Origin of the sequence: Variovorax sp. 54 (genome assembly GCF_002754375.1) — a bacterium.
Classification (GTDB): domain Bacteria; phylum Pseudomonadota; class Gammaproteobacteria; order Burkholderiales; family Burkholderiaceae_C; genus Variovorax.
Genome location: NZ_PEFF01000001.1, coordinates 4,716,640 through 4,735,322, shown reverse-complemented (window position 1 = coordinate 4,735,322; position 18,683 = coordinate 4,716,640). Strand labels below are relative to the sequence as shown.

The 18,683-nt window shown below is 67.1% G+C and carries 15 protein-coding genes; 4 read left to right on the top strand and 11 right to left on the bottom strand.

Annotation, left to right across the window (positions count from 1 at the left end):
- Nucleotides 1-35 precede the first annotated feature (35 nt).
- Both argH and CLU95_RS21850 read left to right on the top strand, forming a co-directional pair.
- Nucleotides 36-1,433 (top strand): argininosuccinate lyase, encoded by a 1,398-nt coding sequence (gene argH, locus CLU95_RS21855; protein ID WP_099795532.1) that lies wholly within the window; start codon nucleotides 36-38, stop codon nucleotides 1,431-1,433.
- Between the two features lie 133 nt (nucleotides 1,434-1,566).
- The gene (locus CLU95_RS21850; RefSeq protein ID WP_099795531.1) at nucleotides 1,567-3,045 is read left to right on the top strand and encodes a rhomboid family protein; all 1,479 of its coding nucleotides are present in this window, start codon (nucleotides 1,567-1,569) and stop codon (nucleotides 3,043-3,045) included.
- 45 nt (nucleotides 3,046-3,090) lie between these two features.
- Here the strand turns inward: CLU95_RS21850 and CLU95_RS21845 are convergent, their stop codons facing one another.
- From CLU95_RS21845 to CLU95_RS21795, 11 genes are all read right to left on the bottom strand, one after another.
- Nucleotides 3,091-4,440 (bottom strand): MFS family transporter, encoded by a 1,350-nt coding sequence (locus tag CLU95_RS21845; RefSeq protein ID WP_099795530.1) that lies wholly within the window; start codon nucleotides 4,438-4,440, stop codon nucleotides 3,091-3,093.
- A 145-nt stretch (nucleotides 4,441-4,585) separates the two neighbouring features.
- Entirely contained in the window at nucleotides 4,586-5,206 is a 621-nt protein-coding gene (locus CLU95_RS21840; RefSeq protein WP_099795529.1) for a response regulator transcription factor, read from the bottom strand.
- Complete coding sequence (locus tag CLU95_RS21835; protein WP_099795528.1) at nucleotides 5,203-7,395, bottom strand: ATP-binding protein; 2,193 nt, start codon at nucleotides 7,393-7,395, stop codon at nucleotides 5,203-5,205. Before CLU95_RS21835 ends, CLU95_RS21840 begins: the two co-directional genes overlap by 4 nt.
- A gap of 87 nt (nucleotides 7,396-7,482) precedes the next feature.
- Nucleotides 7,483-7,947, bottom strand: a complete 465-nt coding sequence (locus CLU95_RS21830; protein WP_143606035.1) for a hypothetical protein — start codon at nucleotides 7,945-7,947, stop codon at nucleotides 7,483-7,485.
- A gap of 52 nt (nucleotides 7,948-7,999) precedes the next feature.
- The gene (locus tag CLU95_RS21825) at nucleotides 8,000-8,503 is read right to left on the bottom strand and encodes a pentapeptide repeat-containing protein (protein WP_099795526.1); all 504 of its coding nucleotides are present in this window, start codon (nucleotides 8,501-8,503) and stop codon (nucleotides 8,000-8,002) included.
- Entirely contained in the window at nucleotides 8,500-9,867 is a 1,368-nt protein-coding gene (locus tag CLU95_RS21820; RefSeq protein WP_143606034.1) for a T6SS immunity protein Tli4 family protein, read from the bottom strand. Before CLU95_RS21820 ends, CLU95_RS21825 begins: the two co-directional genes overlap by 4 nt.
- Nucleotides 9,868-9,881: 14 nt before the next feature.
- Complete coding sequence (locus tag CLU95_RS21815; RefSeq protein ID WP_099795524.1) at nucleotides 9,882-11,594, bottom strand: esterase/lipase family protein; 1,713 nt, start codon at nucleotides 11,592-11,594, stop codon at nucleotides 9,882-9,884.
- 26 nt (nucleotides 11,595-11,620) lie between these two features.
- Nucleotides 11,621-14,323 carry a type VI secretion system Vgr family protein gene (locus CLU95_RS21810; RefSeq protein WP_099795523.1) on the bottom strand — a complete coding sequence of 901 codons (2,703 nt, stop codon included), beginning with the start codon at nucleotides 14,321-14,323 and terminating at the stop codon, nucleotides 11,621-11,623.
- Nucleotides 14,324-14,593: 270 nt separating this feature from the next.
- The gene (locus CLU95_RS21805; RefSeq protein WP_099795522.1) at nucleotides 14,594-15,895 is read right to left on the bottom strand and encodes a hypothetical protein; all 1,302 of its coding nucleotides are present in this window, start codon (nucleotides 15,893-15,895) and stop codon (nucleotides 14,594-14,596) included.
- Between the two features lie 28 nt (nucleotides 15,896-15,923).
- Complete coding sequence (locus CLU95_RS21800; RefSeq protein ID WP_099795521.1) at nucleotides 15,924-16,463, bottom strand: hypothetical protein; 540 nt, start codon at nucleotides 16,461-16,463, stop codon at nucleotides 15,924-15,926.
- A 97-nt stretch (nucleotides 16,464-16,560) separates the two neighbouring features.
- A complete protein-coding gene (locus CLU95_RS21795) occupies nucleotides 16,561-17,118 on the bottom strand; it encodes a DUF3455 domain-containing protein (RefSeq protein ID WP_099795520.1) in 558 nt (185 codons plus the stop codon).
- A 186-nt stretch (nucleotides 17,119-17,304) separates the two neighbouring features.
- Here CLU95_RS21795 and CLU95_RS21790 point away from each other — a divergent pair, with 186 nt between their 5' ends.
- Together CLU95_RS21790 and CLU95_RS21785 are read left to right on the top strand one after the other, a co-directional pair.
- Nucleotides 17,305-17,880 carry an RNA polymerase sigma factor gene (locus tag CLU95_RS21790; RefSeq protein WP_257214694.1) on the top strand — a complete coding sequence of 192 codons (576 nt, stop codon included), beginning with the start codon at nucleotides 17,305-17,307 and terminating at the stop codon, nucleotides 17,878-17,880.
- 16 nt (nucleotides 17,881-17,896) lie between these two features.
- Nucleotides 17,897-18,658, top strand: coding sequence for an anti-sigma factor (locus CLU95_RS21785; RefSeq protein WP_099795518.1), 762 nt, complete (start codon nucleotides 17,897-17,899; stop codon nucleotides 18,656-18,658).
- The last annotated feature ends 25 nt before the right edge of the window (nucleotides 18,659-18,683 follow it).

Below are 18,683 nucleotides of genomic sequence, written 5' to 3'. Positions count from 1 at the left end.
TGACCAACCCATTATTGCCTTCCTGGACGGCTCCCATGACCCAAAACCAACTCGACAAGAAATCCGAAGCCTGGTCGGCCCTGTTCTCCGAACCGATGAGCGACCTGGTGAAGCGCTACACCTCCAGCGTCTTCTTCGACAAGCGCCTCTGGCAAGCCGACATCGAGGGCTCGCTGGCGCACGCCGGCATGCTCGCGGCCCAGGGCATCATCAGCGTGACGGACCACGCCGCCATCGAGCGCGGCATGACGCAGATCCGCGGCGAGATCGAGGCCGGCAGCTTCGAATGGAAGCTCGACCTCGAGGACGTGCACCTGAACATCGAGGCCCGCCTGACCCAGCTGGTCGGCGACGCCGGCAAGCGCCTGCACACCGGCCGCAGCCGCAACGACCAGGTCGCCACCGACGTGCGCCTGTGGCTGCGCGGCGAAATCGACCTCATCGGCGACCTGCTGGTCGACCTGCAAAAAGCGCTGGTCGACATCGCCGAGAAGAACGTCGAGGTGATCCTGCCCGGCTTCACCCACCTGCAGGTGGCCCAGCCCGTGAGCTTCGGCCACCACATGCTGGCGTATGTGGAAATGTTCAGCCGCGACGCCGAGCGCATGGGCGAGGTGCGCCGCCGCGTCAACCGCCTGCCGCTGGGCGCCGCCGCGCTGGCCGGCACCAGCTACCCGCTCGACCGCGAACTGGTGGCGCGCACCCTGAAGATGGACAGCGTCTGCCAGAACAGCCTGGACGCCGTGAGCGACCGCGACTTCGCGATCGAGTTCACCGCCGCCGCCAGCCTGTGCATGGTTCACGTGAGCCGCCTGAGCGAAGAACTCATCATCTGGATGAGCCAGAACTTCGGCTTCATCAACATCGCCGACCGCTTCACCACGGGCTCGTCGATCATGCCGCAGAAGAAAAATCCCGACGTGCCCGAGCTGGCGCGCGGCAAGACCGGCCGCGTGGTCGGTCACCTGATGGCGCTCATCACGCTCATGAAGGGCCAGCCGCTGGCCTACAACAAGGACAACCAGGAAGACAAGGAGCCGCTGTTCGACACCGTCGACACGCTCAAGGACACCCTGCGCATCTTTGCCGAGATGATCGGCGGCATCACCGTGAAGCCCGAGGCCATGGAAGCCGCGGCGCTGCGCGGCTACGCCACCGCCACCGACCTGGCCGACTACCTCGTGAAGAAGGGCCTGCCCTTCCGCGACGCGCACGAAACCGTGGCCCACGCCGTGAAGGCCGCCACCTCGCACCAGGTCGATCTGTCGGAGCTGCCGCTGTCGGTGCTGCAGCAGTTCAACCCGAACATCGAAAAAGACGTGTACGACGTGCTGAGCCTGCGCGGCTCGCTCAATGCACGCAACGTGCTGGGCGGCACTGCACCCGTGCAGGTCAAAGCACAAGTCGCCCGCCACCGCGCCCGCCTGGGCTAGAAATGTTTGCCCCCCGGCTTTTCACTCGCTTCGCTCCTGTAACTCCACCCCCCGGGGGGAGGCGCGGCTCGCCTTGGGGCGGCCCGGCGGCGGCCGCCTGTAAGCGGCGAACTTCAGAGCGGGAAAGCACTTCATGTTCTACGCCATCCCGCTCGAAAACAAACCGAGCTGGCACAACCCGCCGTGGATGACGGTGCTGCTGATCCTCTTGAACATGATCGTGTTCTGGGGTCCGCAGCGCAGCGAAGACAACGGCCGCGAGCGCGCCGCGCAGTTCTACGTGCAGAGCGTGCTGCCCGAACTGGAGCTGCCGCCCTTCGTCGAGTGGCTTGAGAAGACCGACCCCAAGCGCGGCAAGATGGCGCGCCGCGCGCTGCGGCATGAAGAGGCCTACCCGCAGCTGCTCGAAGCGCTGCAGAACGACCAGCCCTTCCTGAAGAAGCTGCGCACCGACGAGGTCGTGACGCCCGCGAACCCGCGCTTCGACGAGTGGCAACGCGAACGCCGCCAGTACGAGGCGATGCTGCCCCCGCCTTTCACCGAGCGCTGGTCGCTCGACCAGAACAAGGGCGCCGCGCTCAAGCCCTGGACCTGGGTCACCGCCGCCTTCCTGCATGCCGACACCGGCCACCTGCTGGGCAACATGCTGTTCCTCTTTTTGTTCGGCTTCTCGGTCGAGCTGGCGCTGGGGCGCGGCACCTACCTGTGCTTCTACCTGCTGGGCGCCGTCGGCTCGTCGCTGCTGGCCAGCTGGGCCTATGCCGGCAACGGCGGCCACGGCCTGGGCGCTTCGGGCGCGATCTCGGCGCTGATGGGCATGTACGCCGTGATGTACCGGCTGCGGCGCATCCGGTTCTTCTACCAGCTGTTTTTCTATTTCAGCTACGTCACTGCGCCCGCCCTGCTCTTGCTGCCGGCCTGGATCGCCAACGAGCTGCTGCAGCAATGGATGGGGGACCAGGGCGTCGGCTACATGGCCCACCTGGGCGGCCTGCTGACGGGCGCGGCGCTGATGGCCGGCGCCATGTGGCTGGGCCGTGTGAAGACACCCGAGACCGTGAAGTCGGAAATGGTGACCGACGACCACCGCTTCGACCAGCACGTGGCCGCCGCGCGCAAGCTGTCGGCGGCGATGAAGTTCGAGCCCGCCTGCGCCGAATGGCGCGCCGCCGCCACCCTGCGCCCCGGCGACACCGACACGCTGCGCGCCTGGTTCAACACCGCGCGCCTGCAGCCCGCCAGCGACGACTTCCACCAGGCCGCGCGCCGCATCTTCCGCCTGCCCGCCACCGATGAAGACACGCTGGCGCTGCAGCACAGCAGCTTCACGACCTACCTCGACCAGGCCAGGCCGGGCGTGCGCCTGAAGCCCGACGACATGGCCCGGCTGGCCCGCCGCTTTGCGCGCATCCGCCAGTTCGGCGATGCCGACAAGCTCTGCCGCATCCTGCTGAAGACCGCGCCCGACCACCCCGAGCTGGCCGACACGCTCTCGGTGTGCGCCAACGGGCTGCTGCACGCGGGCGAACGCGAGCGCGCGATGGGCCTGCTGCCGCACCTGCTGCGGCTGGCGCCCAACGACATGGTCACGCGCGCGTTGCAGCGCACATAAAAAACCCGGCGCGAGGCCGGGTTCGGTGATGAAGCGGCGCTGCGCTTACTTGTCGTTGTGCAGGTACGTCGCCTGCTTCGGCAGCAGCAGGCTGACCAGGAAGGCCACGCCCATCATCGCCGTCACGTACCAGTAGAAGTACGACTCGTGGCCGATCGACTTCAGGCCCAGCGCCACGTACTCGGCGCTGCCGCCGAAGATGGCGTTGCCCACCGCGTACGACAGGCCCACGCCCAGCGCGCGCACTTCGGGCGGGAACATCTCGGCCTTCACGATGCCGCTGATCGAGGTGTAGAAGCTCACCACCGCCAGCGCCAGCGTGATCAGCACGCCGGCCACCAGCGGGCTGCTCACGCTTTGCAGGTTGCTCAGCACGGGCACCGTCATCAGCATGCCCAGGGCGCCGAACAGCAGCATGTTGCTGCGCCGGCCGATGCGGTCCGACAGCGCGCCGAACAGCGGCTGCATGCACATGTACAGGAAGAGGCAGGCCGTCATCACGTTGCTGGCCGTCTTGATCGACATGCCGGCCGAGTTCACCAGGTACTTCTGCATGTAGGTGGTGAAGGTGTAGAAGATCAGCGAGCCGCCGGCCGTGTAGCCCAGCACCACGAGGAAGGCGCGCTTGTGGTGCTTGAACAGCTCGGCGACGCTGCCGGCGCCCTTGGCGGCGCGGGTCTTGGTGCTGGCGGTCTCGGTCAGCGTGCGGCGCAGCATCAGCGCCACGACGGCGGCCAGGGCGCCCAGCACGAAGGGAATGCGCCAGCCCCAGGCCTTGAGTTCGGCCTCGGTGAGCAGCTGCTGCAGCACCACCACGGCCACCACGGCCAGCAGCTGGCCGCCGATCAGCGTGACGTACTGGAACGACGAGAAGAAGCCGCGCTGGCCGCGCATCGCCACTTCGCTCATGTAGGTGGCGGTGGTGCCGTACTCGCCGCCGACCGACAGGCCCTGCAGCAGGCGCGCGGCCAGCAGCAGCGCGGGCGCCCAGGCGCCGATCTGCGCGTAGGTGGGCAGGCAGGCAATGATCAGCGAGCCCACGCACATCATGACGACCGAGGTCACCATCGACGTCTTGCGGCCCTTGCGGTCGGCCAGCCGGCCGAAGATCCAGCCGCCGATCGGGCGCATCAGAAAGCCCGCGGCGAACACGCCGGCCGTGTTCAGCAGCTGGACCGTCGGGTCCGACTTGGGGAAGAACGAGGGCGCGAAGTAGATCGCGCAGAAGGCGTAGACGTAGAAGTCGAACCACTCCACCAGATTGCCTGACGAAGCGGCAAAGATGGCGAAGATGCGCTTGCGCTTTTCCTCGAAGGTGTAGGGGGTGTGGTTGTCGCTGGTCGCGTCCGGGCTGGAAGCGCCGGCGCTCGTGCTGCTGCTGGCAATGGCGGTCATGCGAGGGGGTCCTTGTCTCTGGCTTCAGCCCCCGCGAAGCCCGCGGAAAGCCGTGCCGGGGAGTCTGGTCCGCCGGGAGCGCGCTGTCGTCCGTAGGCCCCCGCCGCGAGGCTGCGTACCCGTACGCAGGGGTAAACCCTAGGTTCTAGAGACCGTGCTCGCGCAGGAAGCGGTCCAGCTCCAGGCTGCTCGAAAAGCCCAGCTTCGCAAACATGTGCGCCCGGTGCGTTTCCACCGTGCGCAGCTCCAGCGGCGCGAGTTCCTGCGCGATGCGCTTGTTGGGCAGGCCTTCGGCCACGAGCCGGGCGACCTGCATCTCGCGCGGCGTGAGCTTGGCCCACAGCGCCTGCGCGGCCTGCCGGGCGTGGCGGCGCACGGCGACCTCTTCGGCCTTGTGCAGCGCCTTGGCGATGCTGTCGAGCAGGCGCTCGTCGTTGCAGGGTTTCTCCAGCCAGCCGAAGGCGCCGTTCTGCACCGCCTCGACGGCCATCGGAATGTCGCCGTGCCCGGACAGGAAGATCACGACCAGCGGGCTGTCCTGCGCGCGCAGCGCGTCGAACACCTGCAGGCCGCTCATGCCCTCCATGCGCAGGTCGAGGATGGCGCAGCCCGGGCGCTGCAGGTCGGCACCGGCCAAAAAGGCCTCGCCCGAGGCGAAGGCCTGCACCGCATGGCCGCGCGACAGCAGCAGCAGGCCCAGAGAGCGGCGCACGGCCTCGTCGTCGTCGACGACGCACAGGTGGTTGGCAAGCAGGGGTGCGTTCACGGGGAAGCCTCCAGTTCGAGGGTGAAGACCGTGCCGCCGCCGGGCCGGTCGGCAAACGACAGCCGGCCGCGGTGGGCCTCCACGATGGTGCGGCAGATGTTCAGGCCCAGCCCGAGCCCGCCGGCCTTGGTGGTGAAGAACGGCGCGAAGACCTGCTCGGCCAGCGCCGCGTCGATGCCGGGGCCGTGGTCGGCGATGCGGATGTGCACGCGTCCTTCGTGCAACTCGGCCTCGACCTCGACCACGCGCCGGTCGGGCGGCGTGCCCTGCTCCATCGCCTGCAGGCTGTTCGACAGCAGGTTCAGCAGCACCTGCTCGAGCAGCACGCGGTCGCCGCGCACGGGCGGCAGCGCGGGCGCCACACGCACCTCGGCGCGCACCTGCCGCTGGCGCATCTCGCCCTGCAGCAGCGCCAGCGCGTTGGCCACCAGCGCGGCCACCGCGCAGTCTTCGGTGCCGGCGGTGCGCTGGCGCACGAAGCCGCGGATGCGCCGCACGATCTCGGCGCTGCGCTTGGCCTGCGCCACGGTTTCGTCGAGGCTGCTGGCCAGGAGCGGCTGGTTGCCCTGCTCGGCGAAAGCCTTGGCGGCGCTGGCGAAATTGCTCAGTGCCATCAGCGGCTGGTTGAGTTCGTGGGCCAACGTGGAGGCCATCTCGCCCAGGCTGGCCAGGCGCTGCGCGTGCTGCAGCTGCTCGTCGTTCTGGCGCTGGCGCAGCTCGGCGCGCTTCTGCTCGGTGATGTCGACCACCGAGCTCATCCAGCCGCTGTGGCGACCGTCGGCGTCGATGAGCCGCGCGGTGTAGACCATGGTGATGACCTCATGCCCGTCGCGGTGCCGCAGGCGCGACTCGAAGCCGGAGCGCGCGGGTTGCCCGCTCATCATGGCCTCGTAGTGGAACCAGTGCTGCGTCACGTCGTCGGGGTGCCAGTAGGGGTACGGCGGCAGCCGACCCAACAGCTCGTCGGCGCCGTAACCGGTCATCTCGCAGAAGGCCGGATTGACATAGATGATGCGGCCCTGCAGGTCGCGCGCGCGCATGCCGACCAGCAGCGAGTCTTCCATCGCCTTGCGGAAGGCGTGGGCCTGGTCCAGCTCGTGGGTGCGCTCGCGCACGCGCAGCTCGAGGTCGCGCCGCGCGTCGCGCTGCTCGGCAAAGCGCCGCTCGCGCAGCTGCCAGTACAGCGCGCCCAGCAGCAGCACGCCGGCGCCCAGCAGCCCGAGCATCCAGGTGCGCTCGCGCGCGCGGGTGACCTCGGCGTGGTCGGCCATCACCGTCAAGGTCCAGCCCAGGTCGGGCAAGGGTTCGTCGACGGCAAGAAAGCGGCGCGCCTTGCCGCCGACCGTCGTGCGCACCAGGTAGCCCGGCGCGTCCTCGATGGGTTCGACACGCCACGGCAGCGGCGCGAAGCGGGTGCGCGCGCCGTACTGCTGGTCGTGTTCGATGCCCGCCAGGTCGGCGGGGCTCAATGGCCGCGTGGCCTGGTACATCCAGCCCGGCACCGAGCTCAGGAACACAATGCCGCGCGCGTCGGTCAGCAGGATCGGATCGCGCACGAAGGCCCAGGCGTCGTGCAGCTGGCGCAGGCTGACCTTGACGGTGATCACACCGAGCACCTCACCCCCGCCGCCTTCGGCGCGCACCGGCGCCGACATGAACAGCCCCGGCTCGCCCGTGGTCTGGCCCACGCCGTAGAACAGGCCGTGGCGCCCTGCCCGCGCGTCGAGAAAGTACGGCCGGTTGGCGTACGACTCGCCGACAAAGCTCTGCGGCGTGGCCCAGTTGCTCGCGGCCAGCGTGAGGCCTTGCGGGTCGGTGAGGTACAGCGCGTCGGAGCCCGCGAGGCGGTTCACCTCCTCGATGTAGTGGTTGGCGCGCTGCCGCGTGGCGGGGTCTTGCGGGCGGGCCAGCACGGCGAGCACGTCGGGGTGCATGCCGGCGGTGAACGGCAGGTAGCCGTACTTGCCGGCGGCATCGCGCAGGCCGAGCACGTGCACTTCCATGGCGCGGCGGATCGAGTCGGCCTGGAAATTCGCCTCGCGCCGCGCGGCCCACTGGCCGGCCACGGCGATCAGCAGCAGCGCCAGTGCAAGGACAGCCGCCCAGGCCACCAGCGCGCGGCGGCGGGAGCGCGTCGGCGATGGGGAAGCAGGAGCAGGAAGAGACGGTTCGGGCGTGAGGGGCGGCATGGGAGGCGGGTCCGCAGGTCCGGCCGGCGCGGCGTGCGGAATTTTGCCTTGATCCACGGAAGCGGGCCGCGAAGGCCCGATCGGACGCTAAGAATGCGACGCCGATCCGTCCGCCGGATGCCGCGAGGCGTAGCCTGTCATTTGCGCCAACTGCTTTTGGCGCTCGGCAATCGCGAGCTCTTTGGCGCGCGATCCATAGCGACCGACCGAAAAGGCCTTGCTGATTCCCTTGTCCGGACTCACCCGGGTCGACGCGATCCACATCGGATTCTTTCCGCCAGGCTCCTGGCGGAAATACACCCCGGCAATGCCGCTCTTGTTGTCGCTGCGCACACGCTGGGCGATCTCGCGCTTCAGAACCGGCAGGTGCTCGCGCACGAGTTCATCCCGGTAGGCCTGGGCCTGCTTCAATGCCCCGCCGCGACCGCCGTGGGTGTTGAAGTAGAAGGCCTTGACCATGCGGACCTTGTTGCGTCGGATGTCGACGCTCCAATAGTCGCTGTAGCCATAGATCCCATACATGGGCTTCGAGTTGGGAATGCCTCTTGGCATGGATGCTCCGCGAACGATGCGTGTGGCGATCTGTCTGTCTCTGCGCGCCGCACTACATCGCCATGTTGATCCGGGCGTTGCGCAGCCGCAGGGACTGGAAACGGCTGCCTTCCCACTTGACCTGCTCGCCGCGCAGGTCGTCGCCTGTGACTTCGCTGCCGGTGCAGTCGAGCAACTTCACGTCTGTCCACGCACTGTGATCGAGGACGACGTCGCTCCATCGGCAGGCCTCGAAGGTGCAGCCGGTCAGCGTGCCGCGCGTGAACTGAATCCGACTGAAGCTGCACCGCATGAACGTGCATCCGGTCATCGTGATGCCGTCAAGATCGCAGTCAGTGAAAGAGGCGCCCGTGAACTGGCAGGCGCTCCACTGCGCCTGCTGAAACGTCGTGGCAGCGAAACTGCTGCCGCTGAACGTGCAGGCGCTGAACTGCGCGAGGTTCAGGTCCAGGCCCGCATAGGCGGAGCTGTCCGCCTGCCCCGCGAGTCCGGCCGGTGCACCGCCGGCACCCTTTCGCCAGCGGTCGTGATCGAGAATGATGACCTGCGAACTCATGACGGGCGTGGCACGTCGTGGTCCACCAGCTTCCACACCGTGGCGCTGCGGTAGGTCGGTGTCTCACCCTTGATCCTTTGCCAGAGGCTCGGTGCGCCCACCCGAACGATGGCGGGCATCTTCTCGCCAGCCCGGAACAGCTGCCTGCGCCCGCCACGGATGTCGCCTTCGTCGACGCACTCCCACATGCCGGTTTGCGGGCAGGCACGGCCTGTGGCGGCGAGTTCGCCCAGGGGGAGCAGCGAGCCGGCGTCGCTGGTTTTCTTTGGCGCCGCGCCGCCAACGGGCCGCACGCGGATGGAACTGGTGAGCTTGTCCCACAGCGCCACAGCTTCGTCGTCCTCCAGGCTGGGCTTCTGGCCTGCGGCGGCGTTGCCCTTGACGCCTGTGTCCATGTTCACGTCAAGCATGGGCTTGAGGGCGTCGTCGGGTTCGCCCTGACTCTCGAACAGGAACTGGTGATTTTCCGAAGCGCCCTCCTGCGCGGGCTTGCGCGCCAGCACCTCGTAGCCCTTCCACCCCTCGATCTGCCGCTCTCCGCGACGGAAAAACTTGATGCGCGAATACCAATCGCCCATGCCCGTCTTCTGGGCGTTCGCCTCGGCCTTTTTCAGGCGACGCTCTACTCCGTGAGCGTCGTCGATTCGGGGCGTCTTGGTCACTTCGATGGACAGGTGCACGTCAGGGAACTCCTTGAAGCGCACGCCCAACGGAATTTTCTCGTGCGAAAGCCCGGGTGCATCGGCGATGAAGCCACCGTCGATGCACACACCGGGTTCGGTGGGAACTTCGTCGTTGGGGCGGGCGCGAAGCAGGCCCGCCGTGGCATCAAGGCCCGCGAGCTTTTTGGGAAGCGTCCAGTCGCTTCCCGGTTCGTTCGGCTCGACCCCTGCGGACGTTGACTGGACAAACAAATCGGCACCGACTTTGACAAAAGATGTGATCTGGTAAATGTTGGCGAGCATGCTCCCGTCTTGGTAGCCGATCACAATTTTTTGCCCGGGTACCGCACCGTCGATCGTCTCTTTGTAGTTCGTCACACCGTCACTGCTTGGAAACTGAAACGTGCTTCGAAACTTCGCCTCTTCCTTCGCCACCCACTGAGCCAAATTCTCTCCGGCACCTTCGAGTCGCTCTGTATTGAATGGGGTCTGCGCGCGCGCATAGACGATGGTGGCGCTATCGGGCACCTCCACCTGGAATCTGCCGAAGCAGATCACCTTGGTCTTCTCGAACATGGGTTGCAGGCGAGGTGGGAGAGCGGTCATGTTGGGACTCTTGAAGGATTCTGGAAAACCATCGCAGGCGCTCAGGAGCAGCGCCGCTGCGATGAATGCGAGATATCCCGCATGAACTTTTTTCATCTTTCGACTCCGTTTCACCATGTCATCGTCTGTGCGATGCGCACCAGGCTGTAGAGCGTGGAATGCAAGGCGCCCTTGTCCTTGTAGCTGTCCTGGTGCTCATAGCCTGTCTGGCGGAAGATGCCCTTGAACACGCCGCTGCGCAGTTGATGGTCGGCCGAGTGCGCGGGCACCGTCTGATCACCCGGATCGGCTGCGGGTTGAAGCTGGACGGGCACGATCTCGGCCAGCTTGTGGCCGATTCGCGTGCTGGCGCCTTCTGCCTTCATGCCCAACTGTCCCTGCTCGCTGTCGAAGTCGATGCGCAACGCAGAAACATTCGGCACGGTCGATCGCACGTCCACCTGCCAGACCACGTGGTTCCATGCCCGGTTCTTGTTGTCCGCGCCGTAGTGCGCATAGCTCTGCGGGTGGTAGGTGTCGGCAATCTTGTTGTGGAAGTTCTTCGCCGCATCGAGATAGCGATGCGTGCGCGTAACGCCCGCGTGCTCGTCACGGGCCGGGTTCAACCACTGCTCCCGCAAGAGACCGTACCACTCGGTGCGCAGCTTGTAGATTTCTTCGTAGGGGTCGCCGTTCCGAGGCAGATCGATGTCCGGCTGGTTCTTGCAGCGGACGTGCAGCCACTGGTTGCCATAGGCCCGGCTGGGAAGCAGTTCCAGTCCGCCCGGCGCATTGCCAAGCACAACCGTCACTTCGGAGCCTTCGTTGCCCAGTACCTTCGCCGCGACGTTAAACGGCCCATCCTCGAAACCGCAGCGCATGCGTTTGTAGGCCGCGCCAGCACCGATGGCAGGCATCACGCCATGCACGATGCCGAGCACACTGCTTTGCAACTTTCCGATCTCGGGATGAATCACCGCACGCGCCACCAGCCCGCCCATGCTGTGCGTGACCAGGATGACCTGCTTGCATTCGAATCCCCACTCCTTGTTGTACTTCTCGATCAACGACGAGATTCGAGCGGCGGTCAGTTCGCCGGACTTCCTGCTCGACTGCAGCCAGTTGTATCCCATGGCATGCACAGGGAACCAGCAACCTTTGACGGCCTGCTTCAGGTCATCCTCCGTGAGCGGCTGGAGGACAGGCTCCGGGTTCGCTTCCCATTTGGAAGGAGCCACGCCCACGAGATTGTCTTTCCACCATGGGTCGAGCTTGCCTTCGGAATAGGCCGAGTTCAGCCGTTCCTCGCACATTTCCAGGAGCTCCTTGTAGCTGTCGAAGTAGATCTCGCCCCAGCCTCGTTCACGCGCTTTTTGCTCCTTGGACTTGCGAGGCTTGGCCGTGGGCGGATCGTCCATGAGCAAGGGCGTGTCCAGCCCCACCTTCAGCTTGAACCGGACCTTGGCGTTGTCGTGGCGCGTGTCGGCCGTTTCCTTAGGGTCGCCCGTGGGGTTGGTCTGCGGGTCATAGGTGTCGACTTCCGTTTCCAGCGGGTCGAGCTGAAGCTGCCGGACTTTCGGCTCGGCATTGATCAACGCAGTGGCTTCACCCATTCTTTCGGGCCGCCAGGAAATGTTGTTGCTCTTTCCCATCGCCTCTTGTCGGGTTTTGCTCATGCGCAGATGGGTGCCCATGATTCCCGGCAGGAAGACGATGGGTATCACCCGCCGGGGCGGGACCGCCATGATCTGCGGGCTCTTGTCCGCCTTGGGCGTGAGATAGCCTTCAGTCTCACGACCTTGCATCGATTGAGGACGGATAGGGAGTTGGTAGCCAGTTGCCATTCGCGTGGTTGCCTTGGAAAAAGAGTTCAGTCCTTGAGCGCCTGGATCGTGTAGCGCGCAAACGCAATCTCCGATTGCAGGCTCTGGGTGTTTCCTTGTTCGTCGCTTCGGCCCTCGAGCACCGTGCCGTCCTCGATCTCGATGCGATAACGCTGGCTCGCCAGGAGCTCACCCGTGTTGGCGTCGGTGAGCACCACGCGCTGATCGTGGGAGGCGCTGCCGAACGACTCCGGCCCCCGAGGACTCCCACCTCCCGCCCCACCCACACTGAAGTCCGGCGACATGATGTGATGCAGGCTCTGGCTTTGCTCCACGATGCGACCGCTGCCGTAGTCGACCTGCACGCCTTGCGCGATGAAGCTGAACTTCGGCGATTCCATGATGAAGTTCTCGCCCGCAATGAGCCGGATGTTCCTGCCGGCGATGATGCAGATGTCGTCCTTGTGCGCCTCCATCCGAAGGTCGCCTTCGGCCGTGACGAGCGTCATGCCCTTGCGTGCGAAGGCGCTGAACAGATCGGCCGCGCGCAGCAGCAGCTTGCGGCCCGCGCTGACCTGCGTGTTGCCCGCGCTCACCGCGTCGATGTGGTTCTGCGCGCCCAACACCAGGCTGTCCTGGCTCGCGATGGCGATGCCGGCCGGCGCGTCGATGGCCACCATCGGTGCGCCGCCGTCGGCCCCCTCCTCGTTGACGTTGGTGCCGCCGTCCCAGTGCTTCAGCTGGGTCACGATCTTCTCGATGCGTGCCGAGTCGGTATCTTCGGCGCGGTGCGTGTGCGAGGCCTCGCCCAAGGTCTTGACGATGCCTTGCAACTGCTCGGCCAGACCGAGCAGGGCCCGGCGCTCCATCATGTCGCTGCCTGCTCGCGCTTGCGGCTGCGCGGTGATGTACACGCCCTTGCCCCCGCGCACCGCCACCTGCGCGTCGCTGCGCGCCTCCAGCCCCTCGCCGCGCGGCGCGCCTTCGCCCTCGGTGCGCGGCTGCGTCAGCCAGCCGCCGTTGATCTGCGTCGCCGCATACGAGGTGCTCCACTGGATGCTGATCTGCCCCGGCGTGTCGTCATACCGCAGCTGGTTGAAGCCGCTGCCGCGAATCTCCTGGGTCTTGATGCCCGAGACGTACCGGTTGCCCGGCAATGCGCCCACATCGCTCCACGCCGCCGGGTTCTGGTGGCCGTTGTGGACCACGCCCACGATGATCGGGCGGTCGGGGTCGCCGCCGAGGAAGTCGACGTAGACCTCCATGCCGACACGAGGAATGAAGTCCGCACCGAAGCGGTTGCCTGCCAACGCGGTGATGTAGCGAATCCAGGCGCTGTCGCGCTCCGAACCGCTGACGCCCGCGCCTTGTGCGTGTTCGTGGTCCTCGCGTTTGTAGGTCTGGAACTGGACCTTGACGCGGCCAAGCTTGTCCGTGTGCACCTCTTCGCCCTGCGGACCGACGACAAGGGCGGTGACGGGGTGCACCTTCGGCAGGTCATGCAACGGCTCCCACACGGGCACGATAGGCGTGTCGCGCCGCACGGCACTGAATTCGTTGCGGTAGCGCTTGTCATCCTCGAGCGTGTGATCGCCACCGATCAGCAGATGCACCCTGGCATCGAGTTCCTTGGGCAGGTTGTTCTCGGCCCAGTGGTGGACGGCGAGCACGATGAATTCCCGCTCGCTCGCCGGCGCTGCATCGATCCGGGCATGGCCGGTGATGCGGATGTACTCGCCCACTGACAGGTCGCGCATGCCGCTCTCGCCGTGCAGGCCTTTGGCGTTCATCTCGTGGCGGTCCATGCGCAGGCCGGTGCGGCGTTCGTGGTCCGCCCAGCTGTCGCCCGCGTGCGGCATCTCGATCTGCGAGTCTGAAAGGAACGCGGCCAGCGGGCCGCCGATGTCGCCCTGGTCCAGGCCACCTTCGTTCGCGGCCTGATCGATGCGGTTGGTCTTGTAGTCCCAGGTCTTGCGCTCCACCGTGCCCGACACGAGGTCTCGGGCATGGACGATGCGCGTGATGGCGTCGCGCTGCTCGGTGGCGTCGTCCCGATGAAAGCGCACCGCGCCGCCCGTGTAGGGCGCGAGGTTCATGGCCTCGTCGAAGAGCACCATCTCGTGCACGGGCGTGTCGCCGCCGTCTTCTTTCTCTGCACCGGGGCGGAAGAACCACGAGATGCCCGAGCGCTTGAGCAGGCGCCGCACGAAGGCGGCATCGGATTCGTTGAACTGGTGCGTGAACTCGCGCGCGGGGTATCTGTCGCCGTGTGCAACGTTCACGCTGAAATCGAAGGCTGCGGCCAGGGCCGGGCTGCGCTGGCGCCACTCGGTCAGGAGGGTTTCGACAATGGCCACGTCGCTGCGGTGCATGAACACGCGGCTGTTGATGCGCCGCTCCAGAATGCTCAGCGCATCGCGCGCTTCCAGCTCGTACACGGTCAGGCTGCCGTCGGACTGGCCGGCCTTGGCGCCCGTGACCACCGCGCAGATGCGTCGGATGCGCCCCGTGTCCGTGACGATCTGGACTTCGACCGGCTGGCCGATGAAGGTCTTGAGAGGAAGGTCGGCGCGCGTGCCCAGGCAGATCAGGCGAGCGGCGATGCCGTCGTTCAGCGCTTCCCGGATATCGATGCGCTGAAGCATGAGGCCGGCGCCGGCTGCGTTGGCACGCCCGAGGCGCATGCGCAGCGCGCGGCGAGAGGGCGACAAGATTTCGGCGAGCAAGCGCGCGCCGCCGTGAACGGACATTGGAGACTCCCTGAAGCTCTTGTTGCCTCGCGTTGCGCGAGGTGGCGTTCAGTCGATTGTTCGAGTCTCGACGGGTGCGTGAAAGCGCCCGAAAGTAGCAGACTCGGCTCAGGCTCAGTCATTGCGTGAACAAGTCCACGCCGGCTTGTTCAGTTGGTCAGCAGAACATCACGCCTGTGAATTTCAGTACGCATTTAGGCGTGCGTGGTGACGTGCAAACACCACGAAACCCCCACCGCCGGCAACCGCCTCGCGAAATACCCTTGCGCGCTACACCGCCGGCCGCAGCAACCAGCGCACTTCCTGCGTCTGCTCGCTCTCCGGGTAGCGGGCCTCGAGCGTCGTGAGGATCGGCTGCGCCATGTCCGTGCGGCCCAGCCCCTGCACCAGCGCGCGGGCCGCCAGCTCGTAGGCCTGTGGGATCGCCGCGTGGCCGCGGAAGCGCTTGTCGAAGCCCGACAGCAGCGCCAGCGTGCCGTGGGCGTCGCCGCCACGCCATTCGGCGCGGGCCATGGCGATGACCATGACGGGGTCGTCGAGCACGAACGTCTTGTCGATCGCGCGGCAGGCCTTGAAGACCTTCAGCGCGTCCGACGTGAGGTCGCGCCGCATCAGCAGCGGAATGAAGCGGCGCGCGTGGTCGAACAGCGTGTCCTTCTTGTCGGGCATGAGCGCCAGCACGCGGTGGTAGCGGCGCTGCGCGGCCAGGTCGTCGGCGTCGGCGGTGCGCTGCGCCTCGTAGGCAATGCCCAATGCGGCGGCCAAGTCGCCGTCGGTGATGCACTGCGCCACCTCGGCGTCGGTGCGCTGCGCGGCGATCTGCGCGGGCGTGCGGCGGTCGGCCGGCGCGCCCTCGTCGGCGCCCGCGCCGGGCACGAGGTCGATGCCGAAGGCGTCGTGGTGCTGGTACATCACGTAACCCAGCAGGCTCGCCATTACCCAGCCGAAGTAGATGAACGCAAAGTTGACGATCGGCAGCACGATGCGCCCGTCGAACACCGGCAGCACCATCGAGATCGCCACCTGCGCGCCCGTGCTCAGCAGGAACAGGAAGAAGCACAGCAGCGCGTAAGGCCAGCCGATGGTGCGCATCGCGTCCATCACATGCGCGGGGTTCATCGCCTGGAAGAAGCTGCCCGACTGCACCAGCACGATCACCGCCGCCGGGAAGGTGAAGGACATGATGAACAGCCCCACCGTGCCCAGCACCGGCTCGTACCAGGCGAGCCAGCCGATGAGCATCGTCTGCACCAGCGAGATGGCGAAGAGCTTCCACGGCAGGTAGGTCCACTCGTCGCTCGACTCACGCCCGAAGTCGGCCGAGTCGCGGATGCCGCGTGCGCCCAGCGCAATGACCTTGAAGCCGTAGCGGCTGGCCGCCAGGATGATGCCAACCTCGATGACGATGAAGGCCAGCGCGTCGGGCAGGAAGAACACGGCCTCGAACAGCAGGCTGCAGAACGACAGCACCAGGCCGTAGGCCAGCGGCCGCAGCTGGAACGGAAAGGCGAAGAAGCTGTTGAGGCGGTGCCAGAACGGCGGGGGCGGCGGCAGGGAGTCGCGGTCGATCATGGCGGGGCCTGTTCTGCGGCTGCGGCGGCTACTTGCGGAAGAAATCGCTCTGGCTCATCGCGCCTGCGCCGCCCAGGCGCACCACGGTGACGCCGTTGGAATGCACGAGGCGCATCTGGCCGAGTTCGCGCTCCAGGCGCTGGGTGAAATTGCTCTTGTACTGCAGCACCGACTCGCCCATCTTCAGCACGCTGGTGCCCGAGACGGTGGCGCTCTTGCGGTCGGTGGCCACCTCGATGTTGTCGATGTGGTAGTCGTACTCGATGGTGAGGATGCCGCCCATGCGGTCGCCGACGGTGCGAAACAGCTCGAGGTTCGTCTTCATCGTCTCGCAGGCTTCGTCGCGGGTCTGGCTGCTCTCGACGGTGCGGCCCATCGCCGTGACCTTGCCCTCGATGACGGCCTTGCGGCTCAGCCGCTTGCACAGCGCGTCGGCGTCGCGCGCGTACACGTCGTGGGCTTCCTTCTGGTAGTAGTCGCGCACCATCGCCTCGTCGAGCTTGCGGCCGCCGACAAAGAAGAACCACGCGCCCACGCAGAGCGCGATCACGATCGCAATTTGCTTCATTCCCGCCCCCGCGCGCACGCGGTCCCGCTCCGTTTTGCGGCGCAGTATACGTTGCCGAATGTTTCCAAACGGCGGCGGGACGGGGGCTCTTACCGCTTCAGCTTGCGCGGTAGAAGATGTAGTCGGCCTGGTACTTCACGACCTGTTTCTGGCCCATGTTCGTGGCGCCACAGGCGGCGGCCGGGGCCACGCCGCCCTGCGTGGCGACGCGCTGGATGTAGCTCACGCCCTGCATGGCGCCCATGCCGGTGGCGGGGTTGGCCTTCACCAGCTGGTGGGGGATGTTGCCGGTGCCGTTCGGCGCCACCGCCACCTGCGTGGCCGTGACCTTCGAGCCGTCGGCGTTCTCCCAGGTGGCGGGCGGGCCGTAGTACGTGCCGACCTGCTTGCCGGCGCGGTCCATCAGTTTGGCGTCGGGGCCGACGAAGACCCACTCGTGCTCGCCCGGCGTGTTGGCCTTGGCGCGGCATTCGTAGGTGATGTCGCCCGCGCCCACGGTTTCCATGGCCACGCGATGGCCGGCGGGCACCTTCACGGCGTCGGGCAGGCTGGCCTGCGAAAACATCGGCATGGGCTTGGCGCCCATGCCGGAACAGGCGGCCAGGCCAAGCGCCGCTGCGGTGGAAGCCAGGACGGTCAGGGTGCGGATGTGCATGGTCGTTTCCTCGGTATCTGATGGGTGGTGAAAAAGAAAGAGCCGCCGTCTGGAGTTGTGCATGTCGACGCCCCCTGCCTCGTGTACGCAGCCCGACGCCCGTTGGATTCAGACCGGTCGCGCTGAATCCGCCGACGCCGCCGGGCCGTACCTTGGGCATGCGCACCGATGCCCCACAATCCGCGGATGACCGCACCCAGCCCCGACGCCGAACTGATGGCGCTGATCGACCGGATCGGCCATCGCGACGAAGCCGCCCTGCGACAGCTGTACGACCGCACCTCGCCCCGCCTCATGGGCCTGGCGATGCGCGTGGTGCGCCAGCGCGAATGGGCCGAAGACGTGTTGCAGGAGTCCTTCCTCACCGTCTGGCGCGTGGCCGGCGACTACCGCGCCTCGCTGAGTCCGCCGCTGGCCTGGCTGGGGCTCATCGTGCGCAGCCGCTCGCTCGACCTGCTGCGCCGCCGCACCGCCGACCGCGCCCAGCTCACGCAGGAATTCGACGAGCTGATGGCCGACACCTTCGAATCCGACACGCCCAACCCGGCCGACATGGCCGATGCGAGCGAGCAGGCCTGGGCGCTGCACCAGTGCCTGAGCCAGCTCGAGGGCCGCCAGCGCGAGGTGGTCAGCCTGGCCTACCTGCGCGAGATGAGCCACAGCGAGCTGGCCGAACAGCTCAAGCTGCCACTGGGCACCGTGAAGACCTGGATCCGGCGCGGGCTCGACAAGCTGCGCACCTGCATGGGCCGTTTCGCCTGACCCCGAGGACCGCCCCATGAACCTCCTTGCCCATCCCGAACTTCTCGAGCTGCTGGCCGCCAGCCATGCGCTCGGCACGCTGCGCGGCGGCGCCCGCCGCCGCTTCGAAACCCTGGCGCGCGACCAGGCGCCCGTGCGCGCCGCCGCGCTGGTCTGGCAGGGCCGGTTGGCCGGCATGACCGAGCTGCAGCAGCCGGTCACGCCCGACCCGGCCGTCTGGACCCGCATCCGCAACCTGATCGACGCCGAGCAGGCGCAGCACGCCCTCGAACGGCAGCGCGCCGCCGCCACGCCCCTCACCACGCCCACGGCCCCATCGACCGGTGGCTGGCTGCGCAGCCTCGCGCTGTGGCGCGGCGCCGCCGCGGCCGGCGCGCTCGTGGCCGTGCTGGCCGTGGGCGTGGGCCTGAACCTGCGCGAGCAACTGATCAACGCGCCCGCCGTGCAGTACGTGGCCGTGCTGTCCGACGACAAGGCCGCCGCCTCCATGCTCGTGACCTTCGACCCGAAGAAGAAGCAACTCGTGCTGCAGCGCGTGGGCAACTTCCGCGAAGGCACCGACAAGTCGCTGCAGCTGTGGGCCCTGCCGCCCGGCGGCGCGCCGCGCTCGCTCGGCGTGCTGGACAATGCACCGGCGCTGCGGCTGGCCGCCTCGGAATCCGATGTGCGCGTGCCGGCGCTGGCGATCAGCCTGGAGCCCAAGGGCGGCGTCCCGAGCGCGGGCGGCCCGACGGGGCCGGTGCTGTTCCATGGCCCGCTGATCGAAAAAACGCTCTGATCCTGTCCTGAATTTCCTGTCTGCT

Bases quoted from the DNA above. Each gene is read 5' to 3' on its own strand.
- CLU95_RS21825 (WP_099795526.1), bottom strand. From the start codon at position 8,503: ATGAGTTCGCAGGTCATCATTCTCGATCACGACCGCTGGCGAAAGGGT.
- CLU95_RS21830 (WP_143606035.1), bottom strand. From the start codon at position 7,947: ATGCCAAGAGGCATTCCCAACTCGAAGCCCATGTATGGGATCTATGGC.
- CLU95_RS21845 (WP_099795530.1), bottom strand. From the start codon at position 4,440: ATGACCGCCATTGCCAGCAGCAGCACGAGCGCCGGCGCTTCCAGCCCG.
- CLU95_RS21795 (WP_099795520.1), bottom strand. From the start codon at position 17,118: ATGCACATCCGCACCCTGACCGTCCTGGCTTCCACCGCAGCGGCGCTT.
- CLU95_RS21835 (WP_099795528.1), bottom strand. From the start codon at position 7,395: ATGCCGCCCCTCACGCCCGAACCGTCTCTTCCTGCTCCTGCTTCCCCA.
- argH (WP_099795532.1), top strand. From the start codon at position 36: ATGACCCAAAACCAACTCGACAAGAAATCCGAAGCCTGGTCGGCCCTG.
- CLU95_RS21810 (WP_099795523.1), bottom strand. From the start codon at position 14,323: ATGTCCGTTCACGGCGGCGCGCGCTTGCTCGCCGAAATCTTGTCGCCC.
- CLU95_RS21800 (WP_099795521.1), bottom strand. From the start codon at position 16,463: ATGAAGCAAATTGCGATCGTGATCGCGCTCTGCGTGGGCGCGTGGTTC.
- CLU95_RS21815 (WP_099795524.1), bottom strand. From the start codon at position 11,594: ATGGCAACTGGCTACCAACTCCCTATCCGTCCTCAATCGATGCAAGGT.
- CLU95_RS21790 (WP_257214694.1), top strand. From the start codon at position 17,305: ATGACCGCACCCAGCCCCGACGCCGAACTGATGGCGCTGATCGACCGG.
- CLU95_RS21820 (WP_143606034.1), bottom strand. From the start codon at position 9,867: ATGAAAAAAGTTCATGCGGGATATCTCGCATTCATCGCAGCGGCGCTG.
- CLU95_RS21850 (WP_099795531.1), top strand. From the start codon at position 1,567: ATGTTCTACGCCATCCCGCTCGAAAACAAACCGAGCTGGCACAACCCG.
- CLU95_RS21785 (WP_099795518.1), top strand. From the start codon at position 17,897: ATGAACCTCCTTGCCCATCCCGAACTTCTCGAGCTGCTGGCCGCCAGC.
- CLU95_RS21805 (WP_099795522.1), bottom strand. From the start codon at position 15,895: ATGATCGACCGCGACTCCCTGCCGCCGCCCCCGCCGTTCTGGCACCGC.